This is a genomic window from Embleya sp. AB8 (genome assembly GCF_049739465.1).
Taxonomy (GTDB): Bacteria; Actinomycetota; Actinomycetes; order Streptomycetales; family Streptomycetaceae; genus Embleya.
Window position 1 is genome coordinate 155,707 of record NZ_JBMHHY010000009.1, and the last position, 25,512, is coordinate 181,218.

Genomic DNA, 25,512 nt, shown 5'->3' on the forward strand with positions numbered 1-25,512 from the left:
GGCGCGCCCATGGTCCGATCGGACCGGGGCGATCAACCAAGGGATGATCGCCGATGGGTGGCCTGGACCGCGGGGGCCGAGCCGTGGTTCATCAAGGTGCGGCTCATCGCGGTGCGGCTCATCGCGGTGCGGCGGTGAGGGCGGTCAGCAGGCCTGGAACGGCGGCTGACGAGCCGTCACGACCCGGTTCCGGTTCCGGAACGCGACGAGCGGGGGCGACTCGACGTCGAGGGAAAACCGCAGGTCGGACGAAGTGGGCAGAGGCGAGGGAGGCTTCCGAATCCTGATTCGGAAGCGTCCCTCGCCGATTCGGCCCCGTCAGCGAGTGACACCAACGAACGCGACCCACGCTTCCGCGTCGAATGTGATCACCGGTCCGGCGACTCGAACCTTGCTGTCTCGAACTCCGACTCGGGCGCGGTCATCGGATCGATCGGCGACCTGGACGCAGTCCTCGGTGCCGCTGTGGCTGCTCTTCTGCCACCGCCCGGTGCCCACCATCAGCGAGTCGCGCCGACAAAGGCGCCCCACGCGTGTGCATCGAATGGAATCATGGGTCCGGAGGCTCGAACTTTGCTGTCTCGGACGCACACTCGGTCATCAAGCTGTCCGGCGACCTCGACGCAGTTCTCGTTGCCGCTGTAGCTGCTCTTCCGCCACTTCCCAATCCGCATGCTGCCATCATCTCCGCTTCTGCAAGCCTCTGCGTGATGCGTTCAATCGACGCATCCAGCGACAGAGCCGCCGCCTGAAGATGAGAGTAGGCCAACGTGTAGGCCGCGAGGCATGTCGGCCGCGAAGTCCACGAGCGTCCTGTGAGCCCCTCCAAGTAGACGACCTTGTATCGGCCGAAGTCGTAACATGAGAACGGTCCGGCCACGAGTCCCGGGTGGGCGCCGACGTCCTCCGGGAGCACTTGAAGGCGTACGTCGGACCGCCGAGACAACGTGACCAGTAGGTGGCCCAGTTGCTCGACGAGCACTGACCAACCGCCGACCGGGTTTCGCAGGGCGCAATCGTGCACGATGAACCACACGGACCCGCCGTTCGTGGGCTGCCCCACACGGTCGAGCCGTTCCACGCGACGCTTTGCCCGCCGAATCACTTCGTCCTCGGCAAGGGTCGGTGAGCCCGCGCGCAGGACCGTGTACGCGTACTCGTAGGTCTGCAACAAGCCGGGGAGCAGCGCCGGCAGGTACTCGCGAACCTCTATCGCTTCGCGTTCCGCATCGACAAGACGGGCGTAGTGGGCCTCGTTGTCGGCAACTTCGCCCGCCTCCGTTCGCCACCACCCCGGTTGTTCCTCGCCCTGGAGTTTGCGGAACGCATCATCCAGGGGATCGCCGGAGGGCGGCTCGATGTCGACCAGGTGCGCCGGGCGGGTGAAGCCGAGTTGGTCGAGCCGGACGCCGAACATGGCTTCCAGGACGCGCTGATAGTCGGGTGTCGGCCACCGGGGATTCGCGGACTCCCAGCGGCGAATCTGGCGGGGGCTGACCTCCAGCCGCAGGCCCAGGTTCAGCGCGCAGGCGTGGAAGGCACCGGCCAACTGCCGCTGGGACAGCCATCCGTGTGCGGTTCGGGCCCGGACCAGCGTGGGGTTGCCGGGCTTCGCATTTCCCATGATCGGCTACCCCCGAGGGTGCGCTTATCGGCGAATACCGGCCACGCTACGCCGAGTCGACGCCCGATCACCCACACTTGGCCGGATTCGAACCCTGCTGTCCTCGCCATGTCCGCACCATGTCCGGGGGCGTGCGGGCCGGTGGCGGGCCAGGTTGTTGCGCTCGATGCCGAAATGGCATGCCGGTCACCGCACATCGCACTCCCCGCCGCCCAACGCCCGCGCGAAACCGCAGGCGCGCTGGGGCCGGGGTTTGGCGGTTGGCGCCGACGGCACGGGGGGCTTTGGCAGGGACAGGGAGGGAGCCGGTGGTCCGGTCATCGCCGTTTGTGCGGCGTAGGCGTCGAGGACCAGCGCGTCCTGGAGCCCTTGCACCCAACGGGGCACCGGGACGACTGTGGTCAAGTTCGCGACCGCCGACTGCGTCCCCTGCCCCCCGCGCGCACTGTGCGACGGCTTCTGACGTCCGCACACAGTGGTTTCTATTCAGGGGGACGCCGGTAGCTGGTTGGGCGGCCTCTTCCCCCGAGTTGTTCGATCAGTCCGTGGCCGCGCAGTGCGCGGAGGATTTTGCGGATGTTGGCAGGGGACAGACCAAGGAGCCTCTGGAGGTCGGTCACCTGTTGGGGGCCTCGGACCAAGGCGTCGTAGACGCGTTGCTCGGACTCGTTCAGACTGATGCTCGCAGGCGTCGATGCGGTTCGGTGCAGGACGACCGTGAAGCGGATGCCCGCGTCCCCGTAGTGCGCCGGCGGCAGGCCGGACTCCGCCAGTGCTGTTCGGATGGTGGGGATGCCGGATGCGAGTGCTTCGATGACGCGTGCTCCGGTTTCCGGGGTGCGTACGTGCTGACAGAGCGCGACGAGTCGAGCGTTGCGCGCCGAGGTCACCGCGTCGTGGCCGAGGCGTTCGACGGTGATTCCGTACAGGCCACCGGGGTTGGAAATCACGAGCCGGTCGCGGCGGAGCCGTACCTCGATCGCCAGGCCGGCGGACCAGTTGTCGAGGTCCCGGTGTACGAGAGCGTTGGCGATCAGTTCCCTGAACGCAAGGAGTGGGTAGTCGAGGCGGTCGTGCACTGTTCCGTCGGGCGCGGACACGATGGTGGTGTCGAAGGTACGACGGGCCCAGGCGAGTGCTTCGTCGAGCATGGCCGGAATCGGGCCGGTGATCGTGGCTTGGTTACGGGCACGGCTGCCGGGGGCGTCGCCAGGAAGTGGTTCGGCGGAGACCTGGATGACGAATCGTGGGAACCATTGTTGTGGATGGACGCCGAGAGCGAGGATTCCTGCGACTGTTGGGACGCCCTCGGCTGTGGTGACACCGGCGCGCCGCAGCAGTTCGGCGTTGTCGGTGAAGCGGCCCAGGCCGCGGGGGTCTCGTTCGCGGACCGAGCGGAGGAACTCGGAGAGCAGTTCCTCGTCGAGGTCTGTGAAGGTCGCCTCGTCGACTGGTGCCCGGTCGAAGCGCGGTGGTTGTCGAGTGGCGAGGAACGCCTGTTCCTCCAGCGCGGAGAGTTCGAAGTCTCCGTCGTACCCGCGTAGGTAGGCGGCTCCGGAGGCGGTGACCTTGCAGGGCTTCGCGGACGGGTCGCACTCGTGGACGATGGCGACCACGACAGGGTGGCCGTCGACGGTCCCGTCGCTGATGGTGAGTTGGACGGGTGGGGTGAAGGCGCGGGCCTTGAGTGCCAATCCCTGTTTCAGATCCTGCGGATTCGTCAGCAGGACGGGACGAAATCCGGAGCGCTCATCCAGGCCAAGGATGATGGTGCCGCCACCCGGGAGGTTGGCCAGTGCACTGAGGGTCGAGGTCAGCGACTGCGGCAACCCACCCGCCGCAGACTTCACCTCGACGTTGGTGCAGTCACCGCCCGCTGCTCGCAACTCCGCGATCAGGGCTTCCAGTTCTGTGGCCATGAAGCAAATGTAACCAGAGCCCAGTTACATTTCGCCCGCTTCTGGTTACATTTCACCCGAAGGGATGACCGATGCCTCGGGAATGAGGGCTGCAAAGGTGCCGGGCTCGGTGCGTCGGCCGTGACCTCGCTGCTGTACGAGACTTCCGCGTCATGTCCAGGGGCGTGCGGATCGCCTGCGCGCGCCGGGTTGTTGCGTTCCGTGTCGAGACGGCAGCCTTGGGTCATGGCGAAACGAACCACGATTGTGCTTGGTGAGGAAGTCGAGCTTCCCGAGACGTTGGCGGAGATCATGGCCGACGTTCGGCCGCATGAAGTGGCCGACTTCATGGCTGACGTGTGGCATACGCCGCTTGACCAGTTGGAGCGGCGAATGTTGCTCGGGTGGGCGATCGGGCCGGCCGGGCGGGATGCGGACGAGGCGGTGGCCCGGCGGGTTCGGGCCGGGGACTTCAGTGGGTTCTCGGGGATCGATGGGGAATCGGTGGGGTGATTCGGGTCGACGGGCGGGCGGGCGCGTCGTGTGGGTCCGCCGGCCCCGGCGTGTCTAATCGGTCCCGGGACGAGTGGTGCGATGGAAGGAGCCTCGGTGGTTGTGGTGGTGGATCGGCGGGGGCTTGAGGTCTCCGGGTCGGTGTCGCGCGAAATCCGCAGGTCGCGCGAGGCGGGCAGGGGGGATGGACGCTCCGGATCCTGATTCGGTTCGGGCGCGTGGTGGGTGGCCTGCCTTCGGTGCCCTTTGCGTTCGGCGGAGACGGCGCCGCGCGCCATCGCCCGGCCGGGTCCGTGCGGGAGGCGAGGTGAACTCCCGCACGGGCCCGGGGTGTTGCTACGGGAACAGGCGGCACAGGTTCGGGAGGAGCTTGGTGCGGGCCTCCTCGGACAGGTTGTCGTCGGGCGGCTCGGGGACTACCTGGAGGTCGATGTCGAGGGCCAACAGGGCTTCTTCCAGGCCGGTTTCCTTGCCGGTCAGTTCTTCGTACGCCTCCTCGGCGACGTAGTTCAGTGCCTCCCATTGCGGCCAGTCGGCCTCCGGCCAGGACTCGCGTGGGGACTTCGCCAGGCGGCGGATCTCCGGGAGGTCGGCCAGGGCATCGGGGTCGGCGACCACCCGTTCGTAGGCGTCCCGGCCCAGGCCGAGCAGCCAGGGCTGGAAGTACCAGAAGCTGTCGTCGGAGCAGAAGCCGCCCAGGATCCGGGTGGCGGCCGTCCACAGCACCCACGTGTCCAGGGGGCGGCGCAGTTCGCCCAGGGTGACCTGGAAGCGGAGGATCTCCGGCAGTGGGCGCGTCGCGAGGTGATCGCGCAGCCAGGTCAGGCGTTCGTCCGGATCGGCGCTCGCCTCGCGGGAGTCGTCGAGCAGGCGCCACAGGTCGTCTCGTTCATCGTGTGCGGGCACGGCCGGGATTGTGGCGCACCCGTCCGACACGGTCCACCGGCAATCCGTCGGACATCGAATCTGCGAGGCCCATGGCCAAGCCCACCTCGCATCTGCAAGGATATTCATCCGCAGGCGGCGGCTTTGCCGTGGTTTGCGGTTATCGGCTTCGCTCTGTGGGAGGGACGCTCGTGGCTAGGATCCCGGCCGTGAACATGTTCGGGATCGGTGACGCGGCGGCGCTGCTCGGAGTGAGCGCGGACACGGTGCGGCGCTGGGTGGACTCCGGTCGACTCGACGCGCGGCGGGACGAGAACGGTCGGCGGGTGGTGGAGGGCGCGGCCCTCGCCGCGTTCGCCCGCTCGGCCGCCGCCGGCGACGCCCGCGCGGACAGCGACCGGCTGGGCTGGTCGTCGGCGCGCAACCGCTTCCGCGGCATCGTCACCGACGTGCGCAAGGACACGGTGATGGCCCAGGTGGAGATCCAGGCCGGGCCCTACCGGGTGGTCTCGCTGATGAGCGCGGAGGCCGCGGACGAACTCGGGCTGCGGGTCGGGGTGCTCGCCACCGCGGTGGTGAAGTCGACGAATGTCATGGTGGAGCGGACCGAGGGCGCGCGTGAGCACTCCCTCGAATAGTGGGAGCGAGCACACGATGGGCGCACGAGGCGCGATGGGCACGGCAGGCGCAAGACGGGCGGTCACCGCCGCACTCCTCGCGGGGGCGCTGATCACCCTCGCCGGCTGCGGCAGCGACGACGGCGACAAGAAGAAGGACGACACCAAGGCGACCGGGGCCGGCCCGCAGGCCGGCACCGGCGCGCCCGCCGCCGCCGACGCCAAGCAGCTCAAGGGCACCGTCACCGTGTTCGCCGCGGCCTCGCTCACCGAGACGTTCACCGCGCTCGGCAAGCAGTTCGAGGCCGCGCACCCCGGCGTCACCGTCAAGTTCAACTACGGCGGCAGCTCGTCCCTGGCCGCGAGCATCAACCAGGGCGCGCCCGCCGACGTGTTCGCCTCGGCCGACGAGAAGAACATGAAGCTGGTCACCGACGCGAAGAGCGCCGACGGCACGCCCACCGCGTTCGCCAAGAACACGTTGCAGATCGCGGTCGCGCCGGGCAATCCGAAGAACCTCAAGTCGCTCGCCGACCTCAAGCAGGACGGCCTCAAGGTCGCCCAGTGTGCCCCGCAGGTCCCATGCGGCGCCGCCGCCAAGACCGCCCTGGACGCGGCCGGCGTCAAGTTCACCCCCTCGACGCTCGAACAGGACGTCAAGGCCGCGCTGACCAAGCTCACCCTGGGCGAGGTGGACGCCGCGCTGGTCTACCGCACCGACGTCAAGGCCGCCGGCGCCAAGGCGGTCGGCGTGGACTTCCCCGAGGCCGCGCAGGCGGTCAACACGTACCCGATCGTCCCGCTCGCGAAGGCGCCCAACGGCGACGCGGCCAAGGCGTTCGTGGCCTTCGTGCTCGCCGAGCCCGGCCGCACCGCGCTGACCGCGGCGGGCTTCCAGGCCCCGTGATCGACGCTCCCCGGGTCCGCCGCCGGCCGCGGGCCGGCCGCTCGCGCCGCGGCGGCGCGCCCCTGGCCCTGCTCGTACCCGGCCTGATCGGGCTGATGTTCCTGGTCCTGCCGCTGCTCGGGCTGCTGATCAAGGCGCCGTGGAGCGACCTGGGGAGCAAGCTCGGCAGCACCGAGGTCCGCGAGGCGCTCAAGCTGTCCCTGTTCACCGCGACCATGGCCACCGGCATCGTGCTGGTGCTCGGCGTACCGCTGGCCTGGCTGCTGGCCCGGACCGACTTCCCCGGCCGCCGGCTGGTCCGCGCACTGGTGACCCTGCCGCTGGTGCTGCCGCCGGTGGTGGGCGGTGTCGCGCTGCTTCTGGTGCTCGGCCGCAGGGGGATCGTCGGCGAGTGGCTGGACGAAACCTTCGGCTACACGCTGCCGTTCACCACGACCGGCGTGGTGGTGGCCGAGGCGTTCGTGGCGATGCCGTTCCTGGTGATCAGCGTCGAGGGCGCGTTGCGGGCGGCCGATCCGCGCTACGAGGAGGCCGCCGCGACGCTCGGCGCGTCCCGCTGGACGGCGTTTCGCCGGGTCACCCTGCCGCTGATCGCCCCCGGCGTGGCGGCCGGCGCGGTACTGGCCTGGGCCCGTGCGCTCGGCGAGTTCGGTGCCACCATCACCTTCGCGGGCAACTTCCCGGGCAAGACGCAGACCATGCCGCTGGCCGTCTACCTGGCCCTGGAAACCGACCCGGAGGCGGCGATCGTGCTCTCCCTGGTGTTGTTGGCGGTGTCCGTACTGATCCTGGCGGGCCTGCGCGAGCGCTGGATGACGACCTCGTGACCGGCGGTGAGGAGACGGTCGGCGAGGAGATGGTCGGCAGGAAGACGGTCGGCAGGAAGATGATTGGCGCAGAGACGATCGGCGCGGAGCCGACCGGCCTGGACGCACACCTGGTGGTCGCCCGCGATGCGTTCCGCCTGGATGTACGACTGACCGCCGCGCCCGGCGAGGTGATCGCGCTGCTCGGCCCCAACGGCGCGGGCAAGAGCACCGCACTGCGCGCGCTGGCCGGCCTGACCCCGCTCGGCGCGGGCCATACCCGGCTGGCCGGCGTCGACCTGGAGGACCCGCAGCAGCGGCTGTACGTCCCGCCCGAACGGCGGCCGGTGGGCGTGGTCTTCCAGGACTACCTGCTCTTCCCGCACCTGTCCGCGCTGGACAACGTCGCCTTCGGACTGCGCTGCCAGGGCATCGCCCGACGCGAGGCCCGGAGCCTGGCGGCGGACTGGCTGGACCGGGTCGGCCTGGCCGAACAAGCGGGCGTCAAACCGGGCCGGCTCTCCGGCGGGCAGGCCCAACGGGTCGCGCTGGCCCGGGCGTTGGCCACCCACCCGCGACTCCTGCTCCTGGACGAGCCGCTGGCCGCGCTGGACGCCCGCACCCGGGTCCAGACGCGCGCCACGCTGCGCCGGCATCTGGCCGACTTCGACGGGGTCGCCGTGGTGATCACCCACGACCCGCTGGACGCGATGGTGCTGGCCGACCGGCTGACCGTGATCGAGGCCGGGCGCGCGGTACAGGACGGCACACCGGCGGAGGTGGCCCGGCATCCGCGTACCGACTACGTCGCGCGGCTCGTGGGGCTCAACCTGTACCGGGGCACCACCTCGGCGGGCGGCGTCGACCTGGCCGCCGGACAGCGTCTGGTGGTGGCCGAACTCCCGGACGCGGCCGAGGTGTTCGTGGCCTTCCCGCCGACCGCGGTGACCCTGTACCGAAGCCGTCCCGACGGCAGTCCGCGCAATCTGTGGCAGGTCGAGGTGGACGGCATGGAACTGCACGGCGACACGGTACGCATCGAACTGACCGGCCCGATCCCGCTGCTCGCCGACGTCACGCCGCTTGCCGTGGCCGAGTTGGACCTGGCGCCGGGGAAGCCGGTGTGGGCGGCGGTGAAGGCGACCGAGGCGCGGGCATATCCGGCGTGACGCGGGCGTATCCGACGTGAGTCGGGTGCGATGACAGTGCGACCCGGCACCATGGGGTGCGTGACGAGCCTGACCACCACGGATGCGACCCGCGCACGAATGAGTCGCCAACGCAGCAAGGACACCGGCGTCGAGGTCGCGCTGCGCCGCGTACTGCACGGCATGGGCCTGCGCTACCGCGTCCATCGCCGCCCGCTCAAGGGCATCCGCCGCGAAGCGGACGTCGTGTTCGGCCCGACCAAGGTCGCCGTCTACGTCGACGGCTGCTTCTGGCACGGCTGCCCCACACACGCGACCTGGCCCAAGCGCAACGCCGAGTTCTGGCGCGACAAGATCGAGGGAAACCGCGCCCGGGACGCGGACACCGACCGACGGATGGCCGAGGCCGGTTGGCTGGTCGTCCGGGTCTGGGAGCACGAGGACGCGGCTACGGCGGCGGCACGGGTACGGGACGCGGTGATCGCGCGGCGCCCGGCCGGCTAACCTGTCCGCATGGCACGACCCATCACCATGATCGACCTGTTCGCGGGCTGCGGTGGAATGACGTCCGGATTCGCCGCCGCGAAGGGCTTTCGGCCGGTCCTGGCGGTCGAGTGGAACCTGCACGCCGCCGCGACCTACGCCGCCAACTTCGGCGAGGCGCACATGCGCTGGGGCGACATCGCGGCGATCCCGGACCGGGACATCCCGCGCGCCGACCTGATCATCGGCGGGCCGCCCTGCCAGGGCTTCTCCAACCTGGGCAGCCGCAACGTCGAGGATCCGCGCAACAAGCTCTGGAAGGAATACCTGCGCTTCGTCCGGCGGGCGAAGCCCAAGGTGTTCGTGATCGAGAACGTGGACCGTTTCCAGAAGTCCGCCGAGTTCGCCCTGCTCCTTGCCGAGGCGCAACCCGGCGGCCTCCTGGAGGGGTACACGCTGACCGACGCGCTGCTCCCGGCGGTGGACTACGGCGTCCCACAGCGGCGCAAGCGGGCGATCGTGATCGGTTCGCGGATCGGCGAGATCGCCGCCCCGCCGCCGACCCACGGGCCCGATCGGCGGCGCCGCCGGCGCACCGTCCGGGACGCGATCGAGGATCTGCCGAGAGTGCCCGGAACCACCAGCCTGCCCGCGTCCAAGACCGAGTTCTTCGGCCGCCTGGTGCCCGGCGTGTTCAAGGAGGCCGACCTGCATCTGGGCCGCACGCCGATCGAACGGTCCCTGCTGCGGTACGACTGCGTGCCGCCGGGCGGGGGCCGCTTCGACCTGCCGGACCACCTGCTGCCGGACTGCTGGCGGAACAAGAAGTCCGGTACGACGGACGTGATGGGCCGGATGCGCTGGGACCATCCGTCGCTGACCATCCGGACCGAGTTCTACAAGCCCGAGAAGGGTCAGTACCTCCACCCCCAGTGGAACCCGGACGACCCGGCCGACCGGGTCAACCGGCCGATCACGCATCGTGAGGCGGCCCGGCTCCAGTCCTTCCCGGAGACCTTCGTGTGGTGCGGTTCCAAGACCGAGATCGCCCGGCAGATCGGCAACGCGGTGCCGCCGGGGTTGGCGGAGGCGATCGCTCGGCATCTGAAGCCGTATCTGCGGGCGGCGGGGTAGGCGGCTAGCCGGGGGTGGGGGCGTCCTCGTCCATGGCGTACATCCGGGGCGCCAGTTGTTGCTCCGCCCAATCGAGGTCGGCGTCCAGGTCGAGCCAGATCCGGTCCCGCCGATCGGCCGGGGTGTCCAGGCCGGTCGCGGCCCAGGTGAAGATGCCGCAGACGGTGGCCCGGGCCCGGTCGGGCGCGACGATCTGCGCGGCGAAGTACACGGCCAGGGCGGTGCGGGTCGGGATCAGGAACTGCTCGTCGTCCGGCGCGGGGCGGCCGGAGGTGGCGCCGCGCGGCGGGTCGAGGATCTTCATCCAGGTCAGTTCGGCGCCGGGGGCCTGATCCGCGAAGCACTCGGTGACCGACTCGCGGATCGCGCCGACCGGGTTCTCGCCCAGCCAGTCCAACCACGGCTCGTCCTCGACCAGCTTGGCGAAGTCGTCCTGCGGCGGGCCGTGGTGCGGGTTGTGCCGATACTCGCCGGTGAGCAGGCCGTCCGGGCCGACCACCCACGCGCCGCGGATCGCCTCACCCGGGACGTAGCCGTTGGGGTCGTCGGCGAAGGCCGGGTCGATCTCGGCGACCGAGCCGCCGGGACTCTGCGCGGCGGCGGCGATCAGGCCCTGGTCGTCCGGCACTTGGCGCCGTGATCCGGCACTGGTCGCCCAGGACTCACCCATACGTTGTCCACACTCCCGCGTTCGTCGACGGCGTCGGGCGCCGGGCGTCGATCGGCTCGGTCCCGACGGACGGATGGGCCATTCTCGCGCATCCGCCGGGGTGGTCGACGGCCCGGTCGACGTCGTCAGCGTCCCCAGGCGGCGGTGATCGCGGCGGTGTTGTCGGCGGCGCGCTCGCGGGCGATCGCGGCCTCGGCGGATCGGCCCAGCGCGTCGGCCAGTTGGGCCTGCTTGAGCCGATTGTACGAGCTGGTCGGACGCAGGTTGACCCGCTCGCTGAGGAGGGTGCGGGCCAGATCGTGGCGGCCTGCCCGCAGCGCCGCCTCGACCAGGGTCTGCTGGATCGCGTCGCGCTGCGCGTGGCTGCCGCCGAAGGTGTTCAGGCGGTGCCGGATCGGGGTCAGGATGTCGACGGTGTCCGGGTGGCGGCCCTGCTCGAACGCGACCAGCGCGCGACACACCGGCAGGCCGACCTCGGCGGTCATCGTGTGGTTGGTCACGCCCGGGTGCGGCTCGGCCAGCCACCGCTCACGATCGCGGATCACCGCCTCGGCGGCGGCGATGCGGCCAGCGCCGAGGTAGGCCATCACGGCGTGTGTGTCGTTGAACGCGTAGTACGGGCCGTCCGCGCGCGCCGCCCACGCGTCGGCGAGCCGGGTCCAGCGCTCGACCTGGGGGTGGCCGGCGAGGTGGATGCGCCACAACAGGGCCGAGGCGTCCAGGAGTTCCATCGCCACGCCGGTGGAGGCGTCGGTGTGCAGTACGGCGTCGTGGATGGCGAGCGCCCGGTCGATCGCGCCGGCCTCGATCGAGTACAGGCCGTAGTGCCACCAGTTGTGCACGTTCAGGTAGTTGCCGCCGGTCCAGTCCGCGGTCCGGGCGTCCAGGTAGCGGATCCCCTCGGCGAACCGCCCCTGCATCTCGTACGTGTGCACCACGGCGTGGATCGCCCACACATCACGCGGGTTGGCCGTCACGGCCGCCAACCCGGCCTGCTCGGACCGGTCGTAGTGCCCGGCCTCCTCCAGACCGAACGCGGACATCCCGAGCACGGGCCCATAATGCGGATCGTCCGCATCCCACGCGCTCAGCGCACCGCCGACCCGATCCCGCAGCCGTACCGCGTCCCCGGTGAAGAAGTCGATCTGATGCCCGATCGCCAGCGCGAGGGTGTCCCGGGGGTACGCCACGACCACCTCGCCGAGGATGTCGCCGGCCCGCCGAATATCCCCACCCAACCAAGCCTCGGCGGCCCGCATATGCGCCACCTCGCGGGGCCCGACCCGGGTCGGCGCAAACCCCGAGAACCGCTCCCGAGCGGCGGCGGCATCGGCCGCCTCGGTCCCGAGCAGCCCGAGATAGGCAGCGAACACCCGAGCCATCGGCGCGTCGGGCGAGGCGGCCAGCACCGCCTCGACCTCGGTGCCCACCTCCGGTCGAAAGAACAGGAGCGCGTCAAGCGCCCGGTCGAAATGCCGAACGCCCTCGTCCCCCATCCCGGAGACCTCGAGCCCCTGCCGATCCACGACCACAGCCACCGAGGCTCCTTCCACCGCGCCACTCGTCCCGGGACCGATTAAACACGTCACGGCCGGCGGACCCATACGACGCGCCCGCCCGGCGACCCGAGCCGGCAAAGGTGGAGCCCGCGGACCAGTGGTCGTGTTCGACGGCTTCGCCGGCCGGTCGTCAAGGGTCGGCTCAGGACTACACCTCGTACCGGCCGTGCTCCAGGAAGTACCGCAACGCCTCCGGCGTGCCGTTGTCGAGGGCCTGCCGCGCCGCCGTGCGGAGCCGGTCGCTGATGTTCGGATCGGCAAGGATGCGGAAGACGGCGACGCGATCGTCCTCGGCCTGGGCGAGGCGGTAGCCGGTCGTCCGGAAGGCGCGCACTGCCTCCGGAGTACCTGCCTTGAGGGCGTCCGTGGCCGCTTGGACGACCGCCCTGTCCTTGTTCGTCTGGGCGACGCCGAGGATGCGGAAGGTGGCGACGCGGTCGTCCTCGTACTGGGCGAGGCGGTAGCCGGTCGTCAGGAAAGCGCGCACTGCCTCCGGAGTGCCCGCCTTGAGCGCGTCCGTGGCCGCTTGGACGACCGCCCTGTCATTGTTCGTCTGGGCGACGGCGAGGATGCGGAAGACGGCGACGCGGTCGTCCTCGTCCTGCGCTGCCCAGCGGCCCGTCTCCAGGAAGTACCGCCGGTCCTGCGCGGTGCCGTTCAGCGCCGCCTGCGCGGCGTCATTGACCCCTCGGCCGGTGCTGGGGTCGGCGATGATGCGCAGGATGGCAACCTTGGCGTCCTCGTCGGACATCTCGCCCCCGGCCGGGGTCGAGGCGCCCGTGACCGACGTCGTCGCCGCGCCGCCGGAGTTGCCGGCGAAGGCGGGGCCGGCGAGCAGGAGCGTGGGCGTCAGAGCGACGGCTGCGACGGTCATGGCGGCACGGGTCAGTTTCACGGGTAGACCTTCCTTGCGAACGCTGAGAACAGGAGCTTCGGGCGGAACCGAGGGATGACATACCGGCTCCGGATCGATGCCGCCGTTGGAAACAGCGGCCTACGGCCCGTGCCTTGTGGTTCATCCACCGGCATGAACAGCCTTGCTCCTGCCGCCCCGAAGATCATTGCCAGAACCGGGCAATCTTCGGGGCGCCTGGTTGCCATGCAGGTGAACCACCCGGCGGGAGGCCGGAGTTCGCGAGTGTGGGCCGCGCTCGTCGGCGGCCCACGCTGACGTTGCGTCAGGCGGCGTGCGGGGCAGCCAGTTCGCGTAGGGCCGGGTCGATCTCGGTGGGCGTTACGTTCAGGAGCTTTTCCGTCGTCGTGGCGTCGAGGATGGTTTCCTGTTCCGTCAGGTAGAGCATTTCTTCGACCTCGGCCATGATCGCGTTCTCGCGGCCGATCGTCCGGACCTCCGCTGCGGACATGCGGGTCAGGTGTGGGGTCGGGGAGTCGGTCAGTTCTGCCAGGCGGTTGGTGAGGGTTCGGGCCGACCACGTCGATGTGGACGGGACGTGCCAGGCGCGGCCCCAGGATTCGGCGGAGCGGGACGCGGCGACCAGGGTTTGGGCCACGTCGCCGGTGTAGGACCAGCTGTGTGCGGCGTCCAGGTCGGCCGGGAGGGCGGCGGGGGTGCCGGCGAGTACGGCCGGGACGACCAGGAAGTTGTACAGGGACGACGCGTTCGCGCCCAGGTAGTCGCTCGCGCGGACCTCCGTGACCAGGACTCGGCCCGCCTCGTGCGCGGCCAGCGCGTCCGCCCACATCGCCGCTCGGACCCGGCCCTTGACCGTGGTCGGCGCCATCGGGAGGTCCTCGGTCAGCGGGCCGGCCACCCGGCCATAGCCGTACACGTTGCCCAACATCACGTAGCGCGCCCCCGTCCGCTCCGCCGCCGTCAACAGCGCCGAGGCCAACGGCGGCCAGTCGATCGGCCATCGGTCGTACGCCGGCATCGCGCAGTTGAACAACGTGGCCGCGCCCCGGGTGAGTTCGACCAGCCGGGCCGCGTCCGTGGCATCGGCCGCGACGCGATCGATCAGCGGATGCTCCGGGCCGCCACCCCGGCGGGTGACGATCCGGACCCGCTCCCCGGATCCGGCGAGCAGCAGCGCGGTGGCCGCCCCGGTCGAACCGGCGCCGACGACGACATGGAACGCGGCGGATGAAGACATGGTTGCTCCACAGGAGAGAGGGAAGGCGGGCGTCCGATCCGGACGTGCCCACCCACCCACCCTCCCGCTCCCGCCCGGACGTACGGTAGTGGCCGGAATGCCAAACATCCGGAGGTTCGGGCCATGCCTGCCGTGCATCGAATAGCCGTCGTCGCCGTGCCACCGGTGACCACTTTCGACCTGTCCATCCCGGAATTGGTGCTCGGCGCGGTCGCCCTGGCCGACGGCACGACCGGCTACGGCGTACGGGTGTGCACCGCCGACCCCGGCACGGTCATCGGCACCGGCAGCCTGGACATCGTGGTGCCGCACACCCTGGCCGCCATCGACGACGCGGACACCGTCATCGTCACCGGTACCGGCGCCCGCGCCGACGCCGACCCGCGCGTCCTGGCCGCGCTGCGCACCGCCGCGGCCGAAGGGAAGCGGGTCGCCTCGATCTGTACCGGCGCCTTCGTCCTGGCTCAGGCCGGCCTGCTGGACGGGCGCGCGGCCACCACGTACTGGACCATGACCGACGAGTTCCGCCGCCGTTTCCCGGCCGTCGACCTGCGGCCGGACGTGCTGTACGTCGAGGACGGCCCGATCCTGACCTCCGCCGGACTGTCCGCCGGCATCGACCTGTGCCTGCACCTGATCCGCACCGACTACGGCGCCGCCGTCGCCAACACGGTCGCCCGCCTGGTCGTCGCCGCACCCGTACGCCCGGGCGGTCAGGCCCAGTTCATCGAGTCACCGCTCCCACCCGAAAGCGGCGTATCCCTCGCCGGCACCCGCGCCTGGGCCCTGGCCCGCCTCGACCAACCGCTCACCCTCGCCGACCTGGCCGACCACGCGAACACCAGCGTGCGCACCCTCACCCGCCGCTTCCATGCCGAAACGGGCCTCAGCCCACTGCAGTGGCTCCTCCACCAACGTGTGGACCGGGCAAGGGAGTTGCTCGAAACCACCGAGCTATCGATGGAACCGATCGCACACCACAGCGGCATCGGCACCACCGACTCCCTCCGCAAACACCTGGTCCGCCGCACCGGCCTGACCCCCAGCGCCTACCGAGCGGCCTTCACCCGAATCTGAGACCCGGATCCGCCCCGGCGATCTTCAGCCGGCCGCCAACTCCAGTTCCGCCGGTCGGATGCCCAGCAGCCGCCCGAGTTCGGTGCGCCCTGCCTCCGTTGCTCGGACCGCCCGTCCCGTGCCGACTCGTTCGGTCCAGCCGCGGGCCAGGAACAGTCGGCACAGTTCGGCGCCGGCGGTGCCGGCCAGGTGGGGGCGGCGTTCGGTCCAGTCGAGGCAGGGGCGGGCCAACGGACGTTTGCCGGATGCGGTGAGGTCGGCGCCCAGGTCGGTGAGCCAGGTCAGGCCCGCCTCGGTGATCGCGAAGCCGGTGTCCTGGCGGAGCAGGCCCCGCGTGGTGAGCGCGTCGGTGATCGCCACGCCGAGCCGGCCGGCCAGGTGGTCGTAGCAGGTACGGCCCCTGGCCAGCGCCGCGCCCGCCGAGTGGGCGCGCAGCGAGCCGGCCGGGCGAGGGGGCGTGGTGGGTGTCGCGTACGCGGCCAGGTCCTCGACCAGCCGGGCCACCCCCGCGTCCGCCAGTCGCACGTAGTGGTGTCGGCCCTGCCGTTCCCGGACCAGCAGGCCGCCCTCGACCAGGCGGGTCAGATGCTCGCTGATCGTGGACGGCGCGACCTTGCAGTGCCGGGCCAACTCGCCGCCGGTCCAGGCCCGCCGATCCAGCAGGGCCAGGCACACCGCCGCGCGCGTCCGGTCGGCGAGCAGCGCGGCGAGGGCGGCGAGTCGAGGGACCGAGTCCGGGTCGGTGGCACGTGCGAGCGAGTCCATGCCGCCATCATCGACCCGCGACGCTTCGGCGCACACCGAAGGGCGGCACGAGGCCCGGCACGGGGGCCGGCACGGAGGTCCGCCACCGAAGCCCGGCACCGGAGCCCGGCACCGGAGCCCGGCACGGACGCCCACCACTGAGGCCCACCACCGAGGCCCACCACCGAGCCCAGCACGGAGTCCCGCACCGACTCCACCCCGCCGACCCCTGTCAAGATGGACGTGTGCAGCTTCCCCTCGCCGGTGTCACCGTCGTCTCCCTCGAACAGGCCGTCGCCGCGCCCTTCGCGACCCGGCAACTCGCCGACCTGGGTGCGCGCGTGATCAAGATCGAGCGTCCCGGCGCCGGCGATTTCGCCCGGGCGTACGACGAAACCGTGCAGGGCATGTCCAGCCATTTCGTCTGGGTCAATCGTGGCAAGGAAAGCCTCGCGCTCGACCTCAAGGACGAGCGGTCGGCGGAAATCCTGGACCGGCTGCTCGCCCGGGCCGACGTCTTCGTGCAGAATCTGGCCCCCGGCGCGGCCGATCGACTGGGCCTGGGCGCAGCGGATTTGCGGGCCAGATTTCCTCGGTTGATCATCTGCGGAATATCGGGTTATGGGACTTCCGGCCCCTATCGCGACAAGAAGGCGTACGACCTCCTGGTCCAGTGCGAGGCCGGGCTGCTCTCGATCACCGGTACGCCCGAGGCACCGGCCAAGGCCGGCATACCGATCGCCGACATCGCCGCCGCGATGTATGCCTTCAGCGGTCTGCTGACCGCCCTGTACGAGCGCCGACTCACCGGCGAGGGCTGCTCGTTCGAGGTCTCCATGCTGGACGCGCTCGGCGAGTGGATGGGCTTTCCGTACTACTTCGCCGGCTATGGCGGCACGCCCCCGCCGCGCACCGGCGCCCGGCACGCGGCGATCGCGCCCTACGGTCCGTACCGGGCCGGCGACGGCAGCCAGGTGTTCGTCGGCGTACAGAACGACCGCGAGTGGGTCGCGCTGTGTGAGCGGGTGCTCGGTCGGCCCGATCTCGTCGACGATCCGAGGTTTCGCAACAATTCGCTGCGGGTGGCCGGCAACGAGCGGCTCACCGAACTGATCGAGGCGGCCTTCGCGGACCGTACCGCCGCGGAGATCGAGGCGAGCCTGGACGCGGTCGGCATCGCCAACGCCCGGATGCGCACCGTCGCCGAGTTCGCCGACCACCCGCAACACGCCGCGCGCGACCGACTGCGCGAGATCGGGTCCCCGGTCGGTCCGCTGCGCGCGCTGTTGCCGCCGGTCACGGTGACCGGCCGGGAGCCGGCGATGGGCCCGATCCCGGCGGTGGGCGAGCATACGGCGGCGATCCTGGCCGAACTGGGCCTGCCGGCGACCTGAGCGGAACCCGGGTGCGGGCCGGAAAATATTTCCGGCCACCCGAGGTCGTCGACTTTTCCGTGCTAGCCTCGGGAGCAGTTGCAGTAGTGGTTCCCATGAATTTTGTGAGCGCCTTACGGTCGTGACCGTCGGGCGTTTTTTGTTTATGTCGAACCGGATTCATGTGAAGAATGGATTGCTGTTGCGACTTGGGAGTGCGCAAGTGCGCGCTTTCATTTGGCACCACGAAGGAGATTTGTATGGCTACTGGAACCGTGAAGTGGTTCAACGCGGAAAAGGGCTTCGGCTTCATCCAGGCGGACGACGGCGGCCCGGACGTTTTCGCGCACTACTCGGCGATCCAGTCGCAGGGCTACCGTGAGCTGACCGAGGGCCAGAAGGTCTCCTACGACGCTGTCCAGGGCCAGAAGGGCCCGCAGGCGGAGAACATCACCGTCTGACGACACACATCGCGCACGAACGCGGCCCGCACCGAATCCGGTGCGGGCCGCGTTCGCATGCGTGGACCGACCCTGCATGATGCAGGCATGGCGTACATCCGAAGCGACGAGCAAACCCGCAGGCTGCGCGTGATCCGCGGATGCGACCGGATCCTGTCCGGGGTACGACCCACCACGGTCGTCGAACGGCTGGCCAACCTCACCGCCTACGCGCAGGACCGGGTCGACCCCGACGAATGGCCGGACCTCTACGCCGACGGCGGCGCGGTCGCCCGTCTCGAAGCCCGCACCGCCGAACTGCTCGGTACCGAGGCCGCGTTGTTGTTCCCCACCGGCACGATGGCCCAGCAGGTCGCGCTGCGCTGCCATGCCGGGGCCACCGGGTCCGACGTGGTCGGCATCCACCCCAGGGCCCACCCGCTGACCTACGAGCGCGGCGCGATCTCGATCCTGTCCGGGCTCCGGCCGCTGACGCTCACTCAGGGTCCCGGCCAGATCACCGCCGAGGACATTCGTACCAGTGGCGAGCGGTTCGGCACCCTGTTCTACGAACTCCCGCTGCGCGATCACGGGTTCGTCCTGCCCGAGTGGGACGAGCTGATCGCCACCGTGCAGGCCGCCCGGGACCGGGACGCCGCACTGCACCTGGACGGCGCCCGGCTGTGGGAGAGCAGCACCCACTTCGCCCGCGACCTGACCGAGATCGTCGACCTGTTCGACTCGGTCTACGTGTCCTATTACAAGGGCCTGGGCGCGAGCGCCGGGGCCGCCCTCGCGGGCAGCGCCGAGCTGATCGAGGAGGCGCACGCGTGGCGGCACCGCTACGGCGGGCGACCGTTCCAGGTCTGGCCGATGGCCCTCGACGCGCTCGCCGCGCTGGACCGGACGCTGCCACGCCTGCCCACCTACGTCGGGCATGCCGCGACCGTCGCGGCGGGCCTGGCCCGCGTGCCCGAGGCGACCGTGTTCCCAGTCGTCCCGCACACCCACCAGTTCCAGCTCTGGCTGCCGTACCCGGCCGAACTGCTCGCCCGGGTCGGCCTGGAGATCGCCGCCGAGCGCGGCGTATGGCTGGCCGGCGGGTGGTCCGAGCCGGGCCTGCCGGGCCGCTCGTTCGCCGAGATCACCGTTGCCGAATCCGCCCTGGAGTGGACCGCCGACCAGGTCGCCGACGAGTTCGGCGCGTTCGTCGAGCGGGTGCGCAAGAGCCGCTGACCAGCCTGCCCCCATCCGGGCGCCGGCGGTGACATGTGTCACCACCGGGGCCGACGCCGATCGAGGTGTGTTGCGTCAAGGCGGGCCGCTGAGCGATGCTGGCCCCGCGCCGGCCCTACCGGCGCGGGGAGGGCGTGGCAGGAACCCGGTGTGATCCCGGGACGGTCCCGCCACTGTGACCGGCTCCGAAGTACCACGTCAGGCGATGGGTACGACGGGACCGGGAGTCAGGAACTGCGCGTCTCACCCCGAGTCCGATGGGGCGAGGACCCCGGAGAGGCGCTCCAGGTGACGATTTCGTCCTGCCGGCGTTCTTGCATGCCCGACTGCCACGACCGCGTCGCTGACGACCGAGTCGCCCACGATCGCGACGCTCGCTCCCGCGACACCGGGTTCGGCGCCACCCCCGCCCGCAGCACCCACCCCGTGGTTCGCCACGCCCGCATCGGCGGAGGCGCCCGGTGATCCTGCTCCTGTCGACATCCGACACCGACCTGCTCAGCGCCAAGGCGAGCGAGGGGGATTGGCGGCTCGCCAACCCCTCCCGGGTCGAGGTCGCCGACCTGCCCGCGCTCCTTGAGGGCACCGACCTGGTCGTGGTCCGGCTGCTCGGTGGCCGGCGCGCCTGGGAGGCGGGCCTGGACACGCTGCTCGCCGGCCCGCGACCGGTGGTCGTGCTCAGCGGCGAACTCGCCGCCGACGCCGCGCTGATGGAACTGGCCACCGTGCCGGCCGGGGTGAGTGCGCAGGCGCACGCCTACCTCGCCCAGGGCGGCCCGGCCAACCTGACCCAGCTGTACCGCTTCCTCTCCGACACCCTGCTGCTCACCGGCCACGGCTTCGAGCCGCCGGTCGAGGTGCCGTCCTGGGGCCGACTCGACCGACCCGACCCAATCGATCGCCTCGACCGCCCGGCGCGGCCGATCGACGGCCCGGCCGTCGGCGTCCTGTACTACCGCGCTCACCACCTCGCCGGGAACACCGCGTTCGTGGCCGCGTTGTGCGACGCGATCGAGGACGCGGGCGGGCGACCCGTACCGATCTGGTGCGCGTCGCTGCGCGGCGCGGACGAGTCGCTGTTCGCGGCGCTCGAGGAACTGGACGCACTCCTGGTCACGGTCCTCGCGGCGGGCGGCGCCGGTGGCGCCAAGCCGGCCGAGGTGTCGGCCGGTGGCGACGACGAGCAGTGGGACGTCGGCGCGCTGGCCGGCCTGGACATCACCATCCTCCAGGCGCTCAACCTGACCACCAGCCGGGCCGAATGGGAGGCCGGCGACGCGGGTCTGTCGCCGCTGGACGCGGCCACCCAGGTCGCGGTACCCGAGTTCGACGGCCGGCTGATCACCGTCCCGTTCTCGTTCAAGGAGACCGGTCCGGACGGGCTCACCCGCTACGCCGCCGACCCCGAGCGGGCCGCCCGGGTGGCCGGAATCGCGGTACGGCACGCCCGACTTCGACACATCCCGGTCGGCGAGCGCAAGGTCGGCGTGGTGCTGTCCGCGTACCCGACCAAACACTCCCGGATCGGCAACGCGGTCGGCCTGGACACTCCGGCGTCGGCCGTCGCCCTGCTGCGCGCGATGCGTGCGGCCGGCTACGACGTCGGCGCGCTCGACGGCGCCGATGCCCTGCCCGGCCTCGAACCGCCGGACGGGGACAAGCTGATCCACGCGCTGATCGCGGCCGGCGGCCAGGACCCGGAGTGGTTGACGGAAGGTCAGCTCGAAGGCAACCCGGTCCGGATCTCGGCCGCCGACTACCGCGAGCGCTACGCCAAACTGCCGCTCGGGCTGCGCGCCAACATCGAGGAGCACTGGGGTCCGCCGCCCGGCGAGCTGTACGTGGACCATTCCCGCGACCCCGAGGGCGAGATCGTGCTCGCGGCGCTGCGCGCGGGCAACGTGATCCTGATCATCCAGCCGCCGCGCGGCTTCGGCGAGAACCCGGTGGCCATCTACCACGACCCGGACCTGCCGCCGAGCCACCACTATCTGGCCGCCTACTGGTGGTTGGACGCGCCCGCCGGGCCGGGCGGGTTCGGCGCGCACGCACTGGTCCACCTGGGCAAGCACGGCACGCTGGAGTGGCTCCCGGGGAAGAACCTGGGCCTGTCCGCGGAATGCGGCCCGGACGCGGTGCTCGGCGATCTGCCGCTGGTCTACCCGTTCCTGGTCAACGACCCGGGCGAGGGCGCGCAGGCCAAGCGGCGCGCGCACGCGATCATCGTCGACCACCTGGTGCCGCCGATGGCGCGCGCCGAGACATACGGCGACCTGACCCGGCTGGAGCAACTCCTCGACGAATACGCCAATGTGCAGGCGCTCGACCCGGCCAAGGGCCCGGCGCTGCAGGGCCAGATCTGGACGCTGATCCAGGCCACCAAGCTGGACCACGACCTGGGCATCACCGACCGGCCGCACGAGGCCGAGTTCGACGACCTGATCCTGCACCTGGACGGGTGGTTGTGCGAGGTCAAGGACGCGCAGATCCGCGAGGGCCTGCACATCCTGGGCAGCGCGCCCACCGGCGAGGGCCGGATCAACCTGGTCACCGCGATGTTGCGGGCGCGTCAGGTATGGGGCGGCAAGGCCGCCGCGCTGCCCGGCCTGCGCGAATCGCTCGGCCTGGTCGAGGGCGGCAGCGCGTCGCGCACCGAGACCGACGACGCCGAGGACCGGGCACACCGCCTGGTCGCGGCGATGGAGGCGGGCGGCTGGGACTCGGCACAGGCCTTGTCCGTCACGCAGGAGGTACTGGGCGCCGAATCGGCGTCGGTGGCCGACGTGTTGGCGTTCGCCGCGACCGAGATCGTGCCGCGCCTGGACCGCACCGGCGACGAGATCGGCGCGGTGCTGCACGCGCTGGAGGGCGGCTACGTCGCGGCCGGACCGAGCGGTTCGCCGCTGCGCGGACTGGTCAACGTGCTGCCCACCGGCCGCAACTTCTACACCGTGGACCCGAAGGCGATCCCCAGCCGGCTGGCCTGGGAGACCGGACAGGCGCTCGCCGACTCGCTGTTGGCCCGCTACCGCGCCGACAACGACGGCAACTGGCCACGCTCCGTGGGCCTTTCGGTATGGGGCACGAGCGCGATGCGGACCAGCGGGGACGACATCGCCGAGGTGCTCGCGCTCCTCGGTGTCCGGCCCAACTGGGACGACGCGTCGCGCCGGGTGACCGGGATCGAGGCGATCCCGCTCGCCGAACTGGGTCGGCCGCGCGTGGACGTCACGGTGCGCATCTCCGGCTTCTTCCGGGACGCGTTCCCGCACGTGGTGCTGCTCCTGGACGACGCGGTGCGCCTGGTCGCCGAGTTGGCCGAGACGGACGAGGACAACTACGTCCGGGCACACGTGCGGGCCGACACCGCGCGGCACGGCGACGCGCGGCGGGCCACCACGCGCGTGTTCGGCTCGCGGCCGGGCGCGTACGGTGCGGGGCTGCTGCCGCTGATCGACGCGCGCACCTGGCGCGACGACGCGGACCTGGCCGAGGTGTACGCGACCTGGGGCGGCTACGCCTACGGGCGGGGCCTGGACGGGGTGTTCGCCCGCGAGGACATGGAGGACGCGTATCGCCGAATCGCGGTCGCGGCGAAGAACACCGACACGCGTGAACACGACATCGCCGACTCGGACGACTACTTCCAGTACCACGGCGGCATGGTCGCCGCCGTCCGGGCGCTGACCGGGACCGCGCCGGCCGCGTACATCGGCGACTCCACGATGCCCGACGCGGTCCGCACCCGCACGCTGCAGCAGGAGACCGCACGGGTGTTCCGGGCCCGGGTGGTCAACCCGCGCTGGATCGAGGCGATGCGCAAGCACGGCTACAAGGGCGCGTTCGAGCTGGCGGCCACCGTGGACTACCTGTTCGGGTACGACGCGACCACCGGCGTGGTGGCGGACTGGATGTACGAGAAGCTCGCCGGCGAATACGTCCTGGACGAGACCAACCGCGAATTCATGCGCACCGCCAACCCGTGGGCGCTGCGCGGGATCGCCGAGCGGCTCCTGGAGGCCGCCGACCGAGGCATGTGGGAAAAGCCGGAGGCGGCCACGCTGGACGGGCTGCGCGAGGTGTACCTGGATGTCGAGGGCGATCTCGAAGGCGGCGAGGACGCTGGCTGAGCGGGAGGGGGCGGCCGACTCGCTCGGCCGCCCGGTGTCCGTGGTCGGGATCGGCGACGACGGCTGGGCCGGACTCACCGAGGCGGCCCGGGCGTTGGTGGGCGAGGCCGAGGTGCTGGTGGGTGGGGCACGGCACTTGGCCATGGTCGCGGAGGGGGTGACGGCCGAGCGGGTCGAGTGGCCGTCGCCGTTCTCGGTGGGCTTCGTCACCGAGTCGGCCGGGTCCCGGAAGGTGTGCGTGCTGGCCAGCGGGGATCCGCTGTTCCACGGCGTCGGGGCCACACTGGTACGGGAGCTGGGCGCCGACCGGGTCACCGTGCTGCCGGCCCCCTCGTCGGTCTCGCTGGCCTGCGCGCGGCTCGGCTGGTCGGTACAGAACGCATCGGTGGTCAGCGCGGTGGGGCGGCCGGTCGATTCGTTGGCGGCTGAACTCTCCTCCGGAGCACGGGTGTTGGTGCTGAGCGCGAATGGGCTGACCCCGGGACGGGTGGCCGTGCTGCTGCGGGAGCGCGGCTTCGGGACGAGCACGGTGACCGTACTGGAGCACCTGGGCGGTCCGGCCGAGTCGGTGTGGCGGGGCAGCGCCGATGCGCTCGCGGCGGCTCCCGAACGGCGGTTCGCGGACCTGAATGTGGTTGCCGTCGAGTGCGGCACCGGTCCCGGGCTGAGCCGGTTGGCCGGTCTGCCCGACGATGTCTACGCGCACGACGGCCAGTTGACCAAGCGGGAGATCCGCGCCGTGACGTTGGCCGCGCTCGGGCCGCGGCCGGGCGAGCTGTTGTGGGACGTGGGCGCGGGCAGCGGGAGCATCGGGATCGAGTGGATGCGGGCACATCCGAACTGCCGGGCCGTCGGCTTCGAGGCGCGCGAGGATCGGGCCGAGCGAGCGGCGGCGAACGCGGTCGCACTCGGGGTGCCGGGCCTGCGGATCGTGGTCGGGTCGGCGCCGGACGTGCTTGTCGGTCAGGCACCGGACGCGGTGTTCATCGGCGGCGGGCTGACCGTACCGGGCGTGGTCGAGCGCTGCTGGGCCGAGCTGCGCCCCGGCGGGCGACTGGTCGCCAATGCGGTCGTCGCCGAGACCGAGGCCGAGTTGTTGCGGCATCGCGCCGTGTACGGCGGGGAGTTGACCCGCCTCCAGGTCACCCGATCCGCACCCGTGGGCCGGTTCACCGGTTGGCGGCCCGGGATGCCGGTCACCCAATGGGTGGCTGTGAAGCCCGAACTCACCTCCAGCAAGGAGCAGTTCAGCCAATGACCGTCCACTTCATCGGCGCCGGTCCCGGCGCGGCCGACCTGATCACGGTGCGGGGGCTGCGCATCATCGCCGCGTCGCCGGTGTGCCTGTACGCCGGCGCGCTGGTGCCGCGCGAACTGGTCGAGGCGGCGCCGGCGGGAGCCCGACTCGTGGACACCGCCGAGCTGAACCTGGATCAGATCGTCGAGGAACTGCGGGCCGCGCACGCTGCGGGGCACGATGTGGCGCGGTTGCAGTCGGGGGACACCTCGTTCTTCAGCGCGGTCGCCGAACAGCAGCGCCGGCTCGACGCGTTGGGCATCCCGTGGGACATCACCCCCGGCGTACCGGCGTTCGCCGCCGCGGCGGCGGCGATGGGTCGGGAGTTGACCCTGCCGACGGTGGGTCAGACGGTGATCCTGACCCGGGTCGCGGGCAATGCGACGGCGATGCCGCCGGGGGAGGACCTGGCCACGCTCGGGCGCTCCGGCGCGTTGCTGGTGCTGCATCTGGCGGTGGGTCAGGTGGAGCGTGTGGTCGCCGAGTTGACCCCGCTGTACGGCGCGGACTGTCCGGTCGCGGTGGTCGCGCGCGCGTCCCGGCCGGACGAGCTGATCGTCCGGGGCGAACTGGCCGACCTGGTGTCCCTGGTGCGCGACAACGGGATCAGGGCGGTGGCGATCATCATGGTCGGCCGGGTGCTGGGCGAACCGGGCTTTTGTGACAGCCACCTGTACAGCGAGATCCGCGACCGTATCGAGCCACGACCGGTGAAGTGAGCGTGGCCGATCGACTAGGCCCTGTCCGGCGGATCTTGGCGGGTCCGCGCCGCCTGGTACCGCACCTCGCCGCACCGGGGAAACAGCCGAATAGAACCACTATGCGGCTGCTTCCCCGGCACGCCGATGCACGGCACCAGA

23 protein-coding genes, 1 pseudogene and 1 riboswitch are annotated in these 25,512 nt (G+C 71.2%); of the genes and pseudogenes, 14 read left to right on the forward strand and 10 right to left on the reverse strand.

Annotated features, from left to right (window positions below; all coding sequences use genetic code 11):
• Positions 1-318: 318 nt before the first annotated feature.
• The 4 genes and pseudogenes from ABIA38_RS15055 to ABIA38_RS15070 form a co-directional block, all read right to left on the reverse strand.
• Entirely contained in the window at positions 319-501 is a 183-nt protein-coding gene (locus tag ABIA38_RS15055) for a DUF397 domain-containing protein (RefSeq protein WP_424639256.1), read from the reverse strand.
• On the reverse strand, positions 501-674 hold the full coding sequence (locus ABIA38_RS15060; RefSeq protein WP_424639119.1) for a DUF397 domain-containing protein: 174 nt from the start codon (positions 672-674) through the stop codon (positions 501-503). The genes ABIA38_RS15055 and ABIA38_RS15060 overlap by 1 nt, the downstream gene beginning before the upstream one ends.
• A gap of 41 nt (positions 675-715) precedes the next feature.
• Positions 716-1,624, reverse strand: a pseudogene (locus ABIA38_RS15065) (helix-turn-helix domain-containing protein); the annotation flags it as partial.
• Positions 1,625-2,106: 482 nt separating this feature from the next.
• Positions 2,107-3,543: an ATP-binding protein gene (locus ABIA38_RS15070; protein ID WP_424639120.1), complete on the reverse strand. Its 1,437-nt coding sequence runs from the start codon at positions 3,541-3,543 to the stop codon at positions 2,107-2,109.
• 225 nt (positions 3,544-3,768) lie between these two features.
• Here ABIA38_RS15070 and ABIA38_RS15075 point away from each other — a divergent pair, with 225 nt between their 5' ends.
• Complete coding sequence (locus tag ABIA38_RS15075; protein WP_424639121.1) at positions 3,769-4,035, forward strand: hypothetical protein; 267 nt, start codon at positions 3,769-3,771, stop codon at positions 4,033-4,035.
• Positions 4,036-4,371: 336 nt separating this feature from the next.
• Here ABIA38_RS15075 and ABIA38_RS15080 read toward each other — a convergent pair whose 3' ends face one another.
• Positions 4,372-4,941, reverse strand: a complete 570-nt coding sequence (locus ABIA38_RS15080; RefSeq protein WP_424639122.1) for a DUF4240 domain-containing protein — start codon at positions 4,939-4,941, stop codon at positions 4,372-4,374.
• Between the two features lie 188 nt (positions 4,942-5,129).
• On the opposite strand from ABIA38_RS15080, the gene ABIA38_RS15085 reads away from it, so the two are divergent.
• The 6 genes from ABIA38_RS15085 to ABIA38_RS15110 are packed head-to-tail and all read left to right on the forward strand — an operon-like array spanning position 5,130 to position 10,015.
• Complete coding sequence (locus ABIA38_RS15085; RefSeq protein ID WP_424639123.1) at positions 5,130-5,558, forward strand: TOBE domain-containing protein; 429 nt, start codon at positions 5,130-5,132, stop codon at positions 5,556-5,558.
• A gap of 16 nt (positions 5,559-5,574) precedes the next feature.
• Entirely contained in the window at positions 5,575-6,444 is an 870-nt protein-coding gene (modA, locus tag ABIA38_RS15090) for a molybdate ABC transporter substrate-binding protein (RefSeq protein ID WP_424639124.1), read from the forward strand.
• Positions 6,441-7,271: an ABC transporter permease gene (locus tag ABIA38_RS15095; RefSeq protein WP_424639125.1), complete on the forward strand. Its 831-nt coding sequence runs from the start codon at positions 6,441-6,443 to the stop codon at positions 7,269-7,271. The genes modA and ABIA38_RS15095 overlap by 4 nt, the downstream gene beginning before the upstream one ends.
• A 59-nt stretch (positions 7,272-7,330) precedes the next feature.
• On the forward strand, positions 7,331-8,419 hold the full coding sequence (locus tag ABIA38_RS15100) for an ABC transporter ATP-binding protein (protein ID WP_424639257.1): 1,089 nt from the start codon (positions 7,331-7,333) through the stop codon (positions 8,417-8,419).
• 51 nt (positions 8,420-8,470) lie between these two features.
• Complete coding sequence (locus ABIA38_RS15105) at positions 8,471-8,902, forward strand: very short patch repair endonuclease (RefSeq protein WP_424639258.1); 432 nt, start codon at positions 8,471-8,473, stop codon at positions 8,900-8,902.
• A 9-nt stretch (positions 8,903-8,911) separates the two neighbouring features.
• Complete coding sequence (locus tag ABIA38_RS15110) at positions 8,912-10,015, forward strand: DNA cytosine methyltransferase (protein WP_424639126.1); 1,104 nt, start codon at positions 8,912-8,914, stop codon at positions 10,013-10,015.
• A 4-nt stretch (positions 10,016-10,019) separates the two neighbouring features.
• Here ABIA38_RS15110 and ABIA38_RS15115 read toward each other — a convergent pair whose 3' ends face one another.
• The 4 genes from ABIA38_RS15115 to ABIA38_RS15130 all read right to left on the reverse strand — a co-directional run bounded on the left by ABIA38_RS15115 (position 10,020) and on the right by ABIA38_RS15130 (position 14,355).
• Positions 10,020-10,685 carry a hypothetical protein gene (locus ABIA38_RS15115; RefSeq protein ID WP_424639127.1) on the reverse strand — a complete coding sequence of 222 codons (666 nt, stop codon included), beginning with the start codon at positions 10,683-10,685 and terminating at the stop codon, positions 10,020-10,022.
• Between the two features lie 125 nt (positions 10,686-10,810).
• Positions 10,811-12,217, reverse strand: a complete 1,407-nt coding sequence (locus ABIA38_RS15120) for a tetratricopeptide repeat protein (RefSeq protein ID WP_424639259.1) — start codon at positions 12,215-12,217, stop codon at positions 10,811-10,813.
• Positions 12,218-12,392: 175 nt separating this feature from the next.
• Positions 12,393-13,139, reverse strand: coding sequence for an ALF repeat-containing protein (locus tag ABIA38_RS15125; RefSeq protein WP_424639128.1), 747 nt, complete (start codon positions 13,137-13,139; stop codon positions 12,393-12,395).
• A 283-nt stretch (positions 13,140-13,422) separates the two neighbouring features.
• Entirely contained in the window at positions 13,423-14,355 is a 933-nt protein-coding gene (locus ABIA38_RS15130) for an NAD-dependent epimerase/dehydratase family protein (RefSeq protein ID WP_424639129.1), read from the reverse strand.
• A 123-nt stretch (positions 14,356-14,478) separates the two neighbouring features.
• On the opposite strand from ABIA38_RS15130, the gene ABIA38_RS15135 reads away from it, so the two are divergent.
• Entirely contained in the window at positions 14,479-15,432 is a 954-nt protein-coding gene (locus ABIA38_RS15135) for a GlxA family transcriptional regulator (protein WP_424639130.1), read from the forward strand.
• Between the two features lie 24 nt (positions 15,433-15,456).
• On the opposite strand, the gene ABIA38_RS15140 is transcribed toward ABIA38_RS15135, so the two are convergent.
• Positions 15,457-16,197: an ArsR/SmtB family transcription factor gene (locus tag ABIA38_RS15140; RefSeq protein ID WP_424639131.1), complete on the reverse strand. Its 741-nt coding sequence runs from the start codon at positions 16,195-16,197 to the stop codon at positions 15,457-15,459.
• A 224-nt stretch (positions 16,198-16,421) separates the two neighbouring features.
• On the opposite strand from ABIA38_RS15140, the gene ABIA38_RS15145 reads away from it, so the two are divergent.
• The 6 genes from ABIA38_RS15145 (at position 16,422) to cobM (ending at position 25,371) form a co-directional block, all read left to right on the forward strand.
• Positions 16,422-17,570: a CaiB/BaiF CoA transferase family protein gene (locus tag ABIA38_RS15145; protein WP_424639132.1), complete on the forward strand. Its 1,149-nt coding sequence runs from the start codon at positions 16,422-16,424 to the stop codon at positions 17,568-17,570.
• A 239-nt stretch (positions 17,571-17,809) separates the two neighbouring features.
• A complete protein-coding gene (locus ABIA38_RS15150) occupies positions 17,810-18,010 on the forward strand; it encodes a cold-shock protein (protein ID WP_424639133.1) in 201 nt (66 codons plus the stop codon).
• Between the two features lie 87 nt (positions 18,011-18,097).
• Positions 18,098-19,225 (forward strand): threonine aldolase family protein, encoded by a 1,128-nt coding sequence (locus tag ABIA38_RS15155; RefSeq protein WP_424639134.1) that lies wholly within the window; start codon positions 18,098-18,100, stop codon positions 19,223-19,225.
• Between the two features lie 138 nt (positions 19,226-19,363).
• A riboswitch (cobalamin riboswitch) is annotated at positions 19,364-19,462 on the forward strand.
• A 224-nt stretch (positions 19,463-19,686) separates the two neighbouring features.
• On the forward strand, positions 19,687-23,355 hold the full coding sequence (gene cobN, locus ABIA38_RS15160; RefSeq protein ID WP_424639135.1) for a cobaltochelatase subunit CobN: 3,669 nt from the start codon (positions 19,687-19,689) through the stop codon (positions 23,353-23,355).
• Positions 23,315-24,613, forward strand: coding sequence for a precorrin-6y C5,15-methyltransferase (decarboxylating) subunit CbiE (gene cbiE / locus ABIA38_RS15165; RefSeq protein ID WP_424639136.1), 1,299 nt, complete (start codon positions 23,315-23,317; stop codon positions 24,611-24,613). The genes cobN and cbiE overlap by 41 nt, the downstream gene beginning before the upstream one ends.
• Positions 24,610-25,371, forward strand: a complete 762-nt coding sequence (gene cobM, locus ABIA38_RS15170; RefSeq protein WP_424639137.1) for a precorrin-4 C(11)-methyltransferase — start codon at positions 24,610-24,612, stop codon at positions 25,369-25,371. The genes cbiE and cobM overlap by 4 nt, the downstream gene beginning before the upstream one ends.
• Positions 25,372-25,512 lie beyond the last annotated feature (141 nt).

Excerpts from the sequence above, each read along its gene's own strand:
- ABIA38_RS15055 (WP_424639256.1), bottom strand. The coding sequence starts at position 501 with ATGGTGGGCACCGGGCGGTGGCAGAAGAGCAGCCACAGCGGCACCGAG.
- ABIA38_RS15060 (WP_424639119.1), bottom strand. The coding sequence starts at position 674 with ATGCGGATTGGGAAGTGGCGGAAGAGCAGCTACAGCGGCAACGAGAAC.
- ABIA38_RS15070 (WP_424639120.1), bottom strand. The coding sequence starts at position 3,543 with ATGGCCACAGAACTGGAAGCCCTGATCGCGGAGTTGCGAGCAGCGGGC.
- ABIA38_RS15075 (WP_424639121.1), top strand. The coding sequence starts at position 3,769 with ATGGCGAAACGAACCACGATTGTGCTTGGTGAGGAAGTCGAGCTTCCC.
- modA (WP_424639124.1), top strand. The coding sequence starts at position 5,575 with ATGGGCGCACGAGGCGCGATGGGCACGGCAGGCGCAAGACGGGCGGTC.
- ABIA38_RS15100 (WP_424639257.1), top strand. The coding sequence starts at position 7,331 with ATGATTGGCGCAGAGACGATCGGCGCGGAGCCGACCGGCCTGGACGCA.
- ABIA38_RS15105 (WP_424639258.1), top strand. The coding sequence starts at position 8,471 with ATGGGGTGCGTGACGAGCCTGACCACCACGGATGCGACCCGCGCACGA.
- ABIA38_RS15110 (WP_424639126.1), top strand. The coding sequence starts at position 8,912 with ATGGCACGACCCATCACCATGATCGACCTGTTCGCGGGCTGCGGTGGA.
- ABIA38_RS15115 (WP_424639127.1), bottom strand. The coding sequence starts at position 10,685 with ATGGGTGAGTCCTGGGCGACCAGTGCCGGATCACGGCGCCAAGTGCCG.
- ABIA38_RS15130 (WP_424639129.1), bottom strand. The coding sequence starts at position 14,355 with ATGTCTTCATCCGCCGCGTTCCATGTCGTCGTCGGCGCCGGTTCGACC.
- ABIA38_RS15135 (WP_424639130.1), top strand. The coding sequence starts at position 14,479 with ATGCCTGCCGTGCATCGAATAGCCGTCGTCGCCGTGCCACCGGTGACC.
- ABIA38_RS15140 (WP_424639131.1), bottom strand. The coding sequence starts at position 16,197 with ATGGACTCGCTCGCACGTGCCACCGACCCGGACTCGGTCCCTCGACTC.
- ABIA38_RS15150 (WP_424639133.1), top strand. The coding sequence starts at position 17,810 with ATGGCTACTGGAACCGTGAAGTGGTTCAACGCGGAAAAGGGCTTCGGC.
- ABIA38_RS15155 (WP_424639134.1), top strand. The coding sequence starts at position 18,098 with ATGGCGTACATCCGAAGCGACGAGCAAACCCGCAGGCTGCGCGTGATC.
- cbiE (WP_424639136.1), top strand. The coding sequence starts at position 23,315 with ATGTCGAGGGCGATCTCGAAGGCGGCGAGGACGCTGGCTGAGCGGGAG.
- cobM (WP_424639137.1), top strand. The coding sequence starts at position 24,610 with ATGACCGTCCACTTCATCGGCGCCGGTCCCGGCGCGGCCGACCTGATC.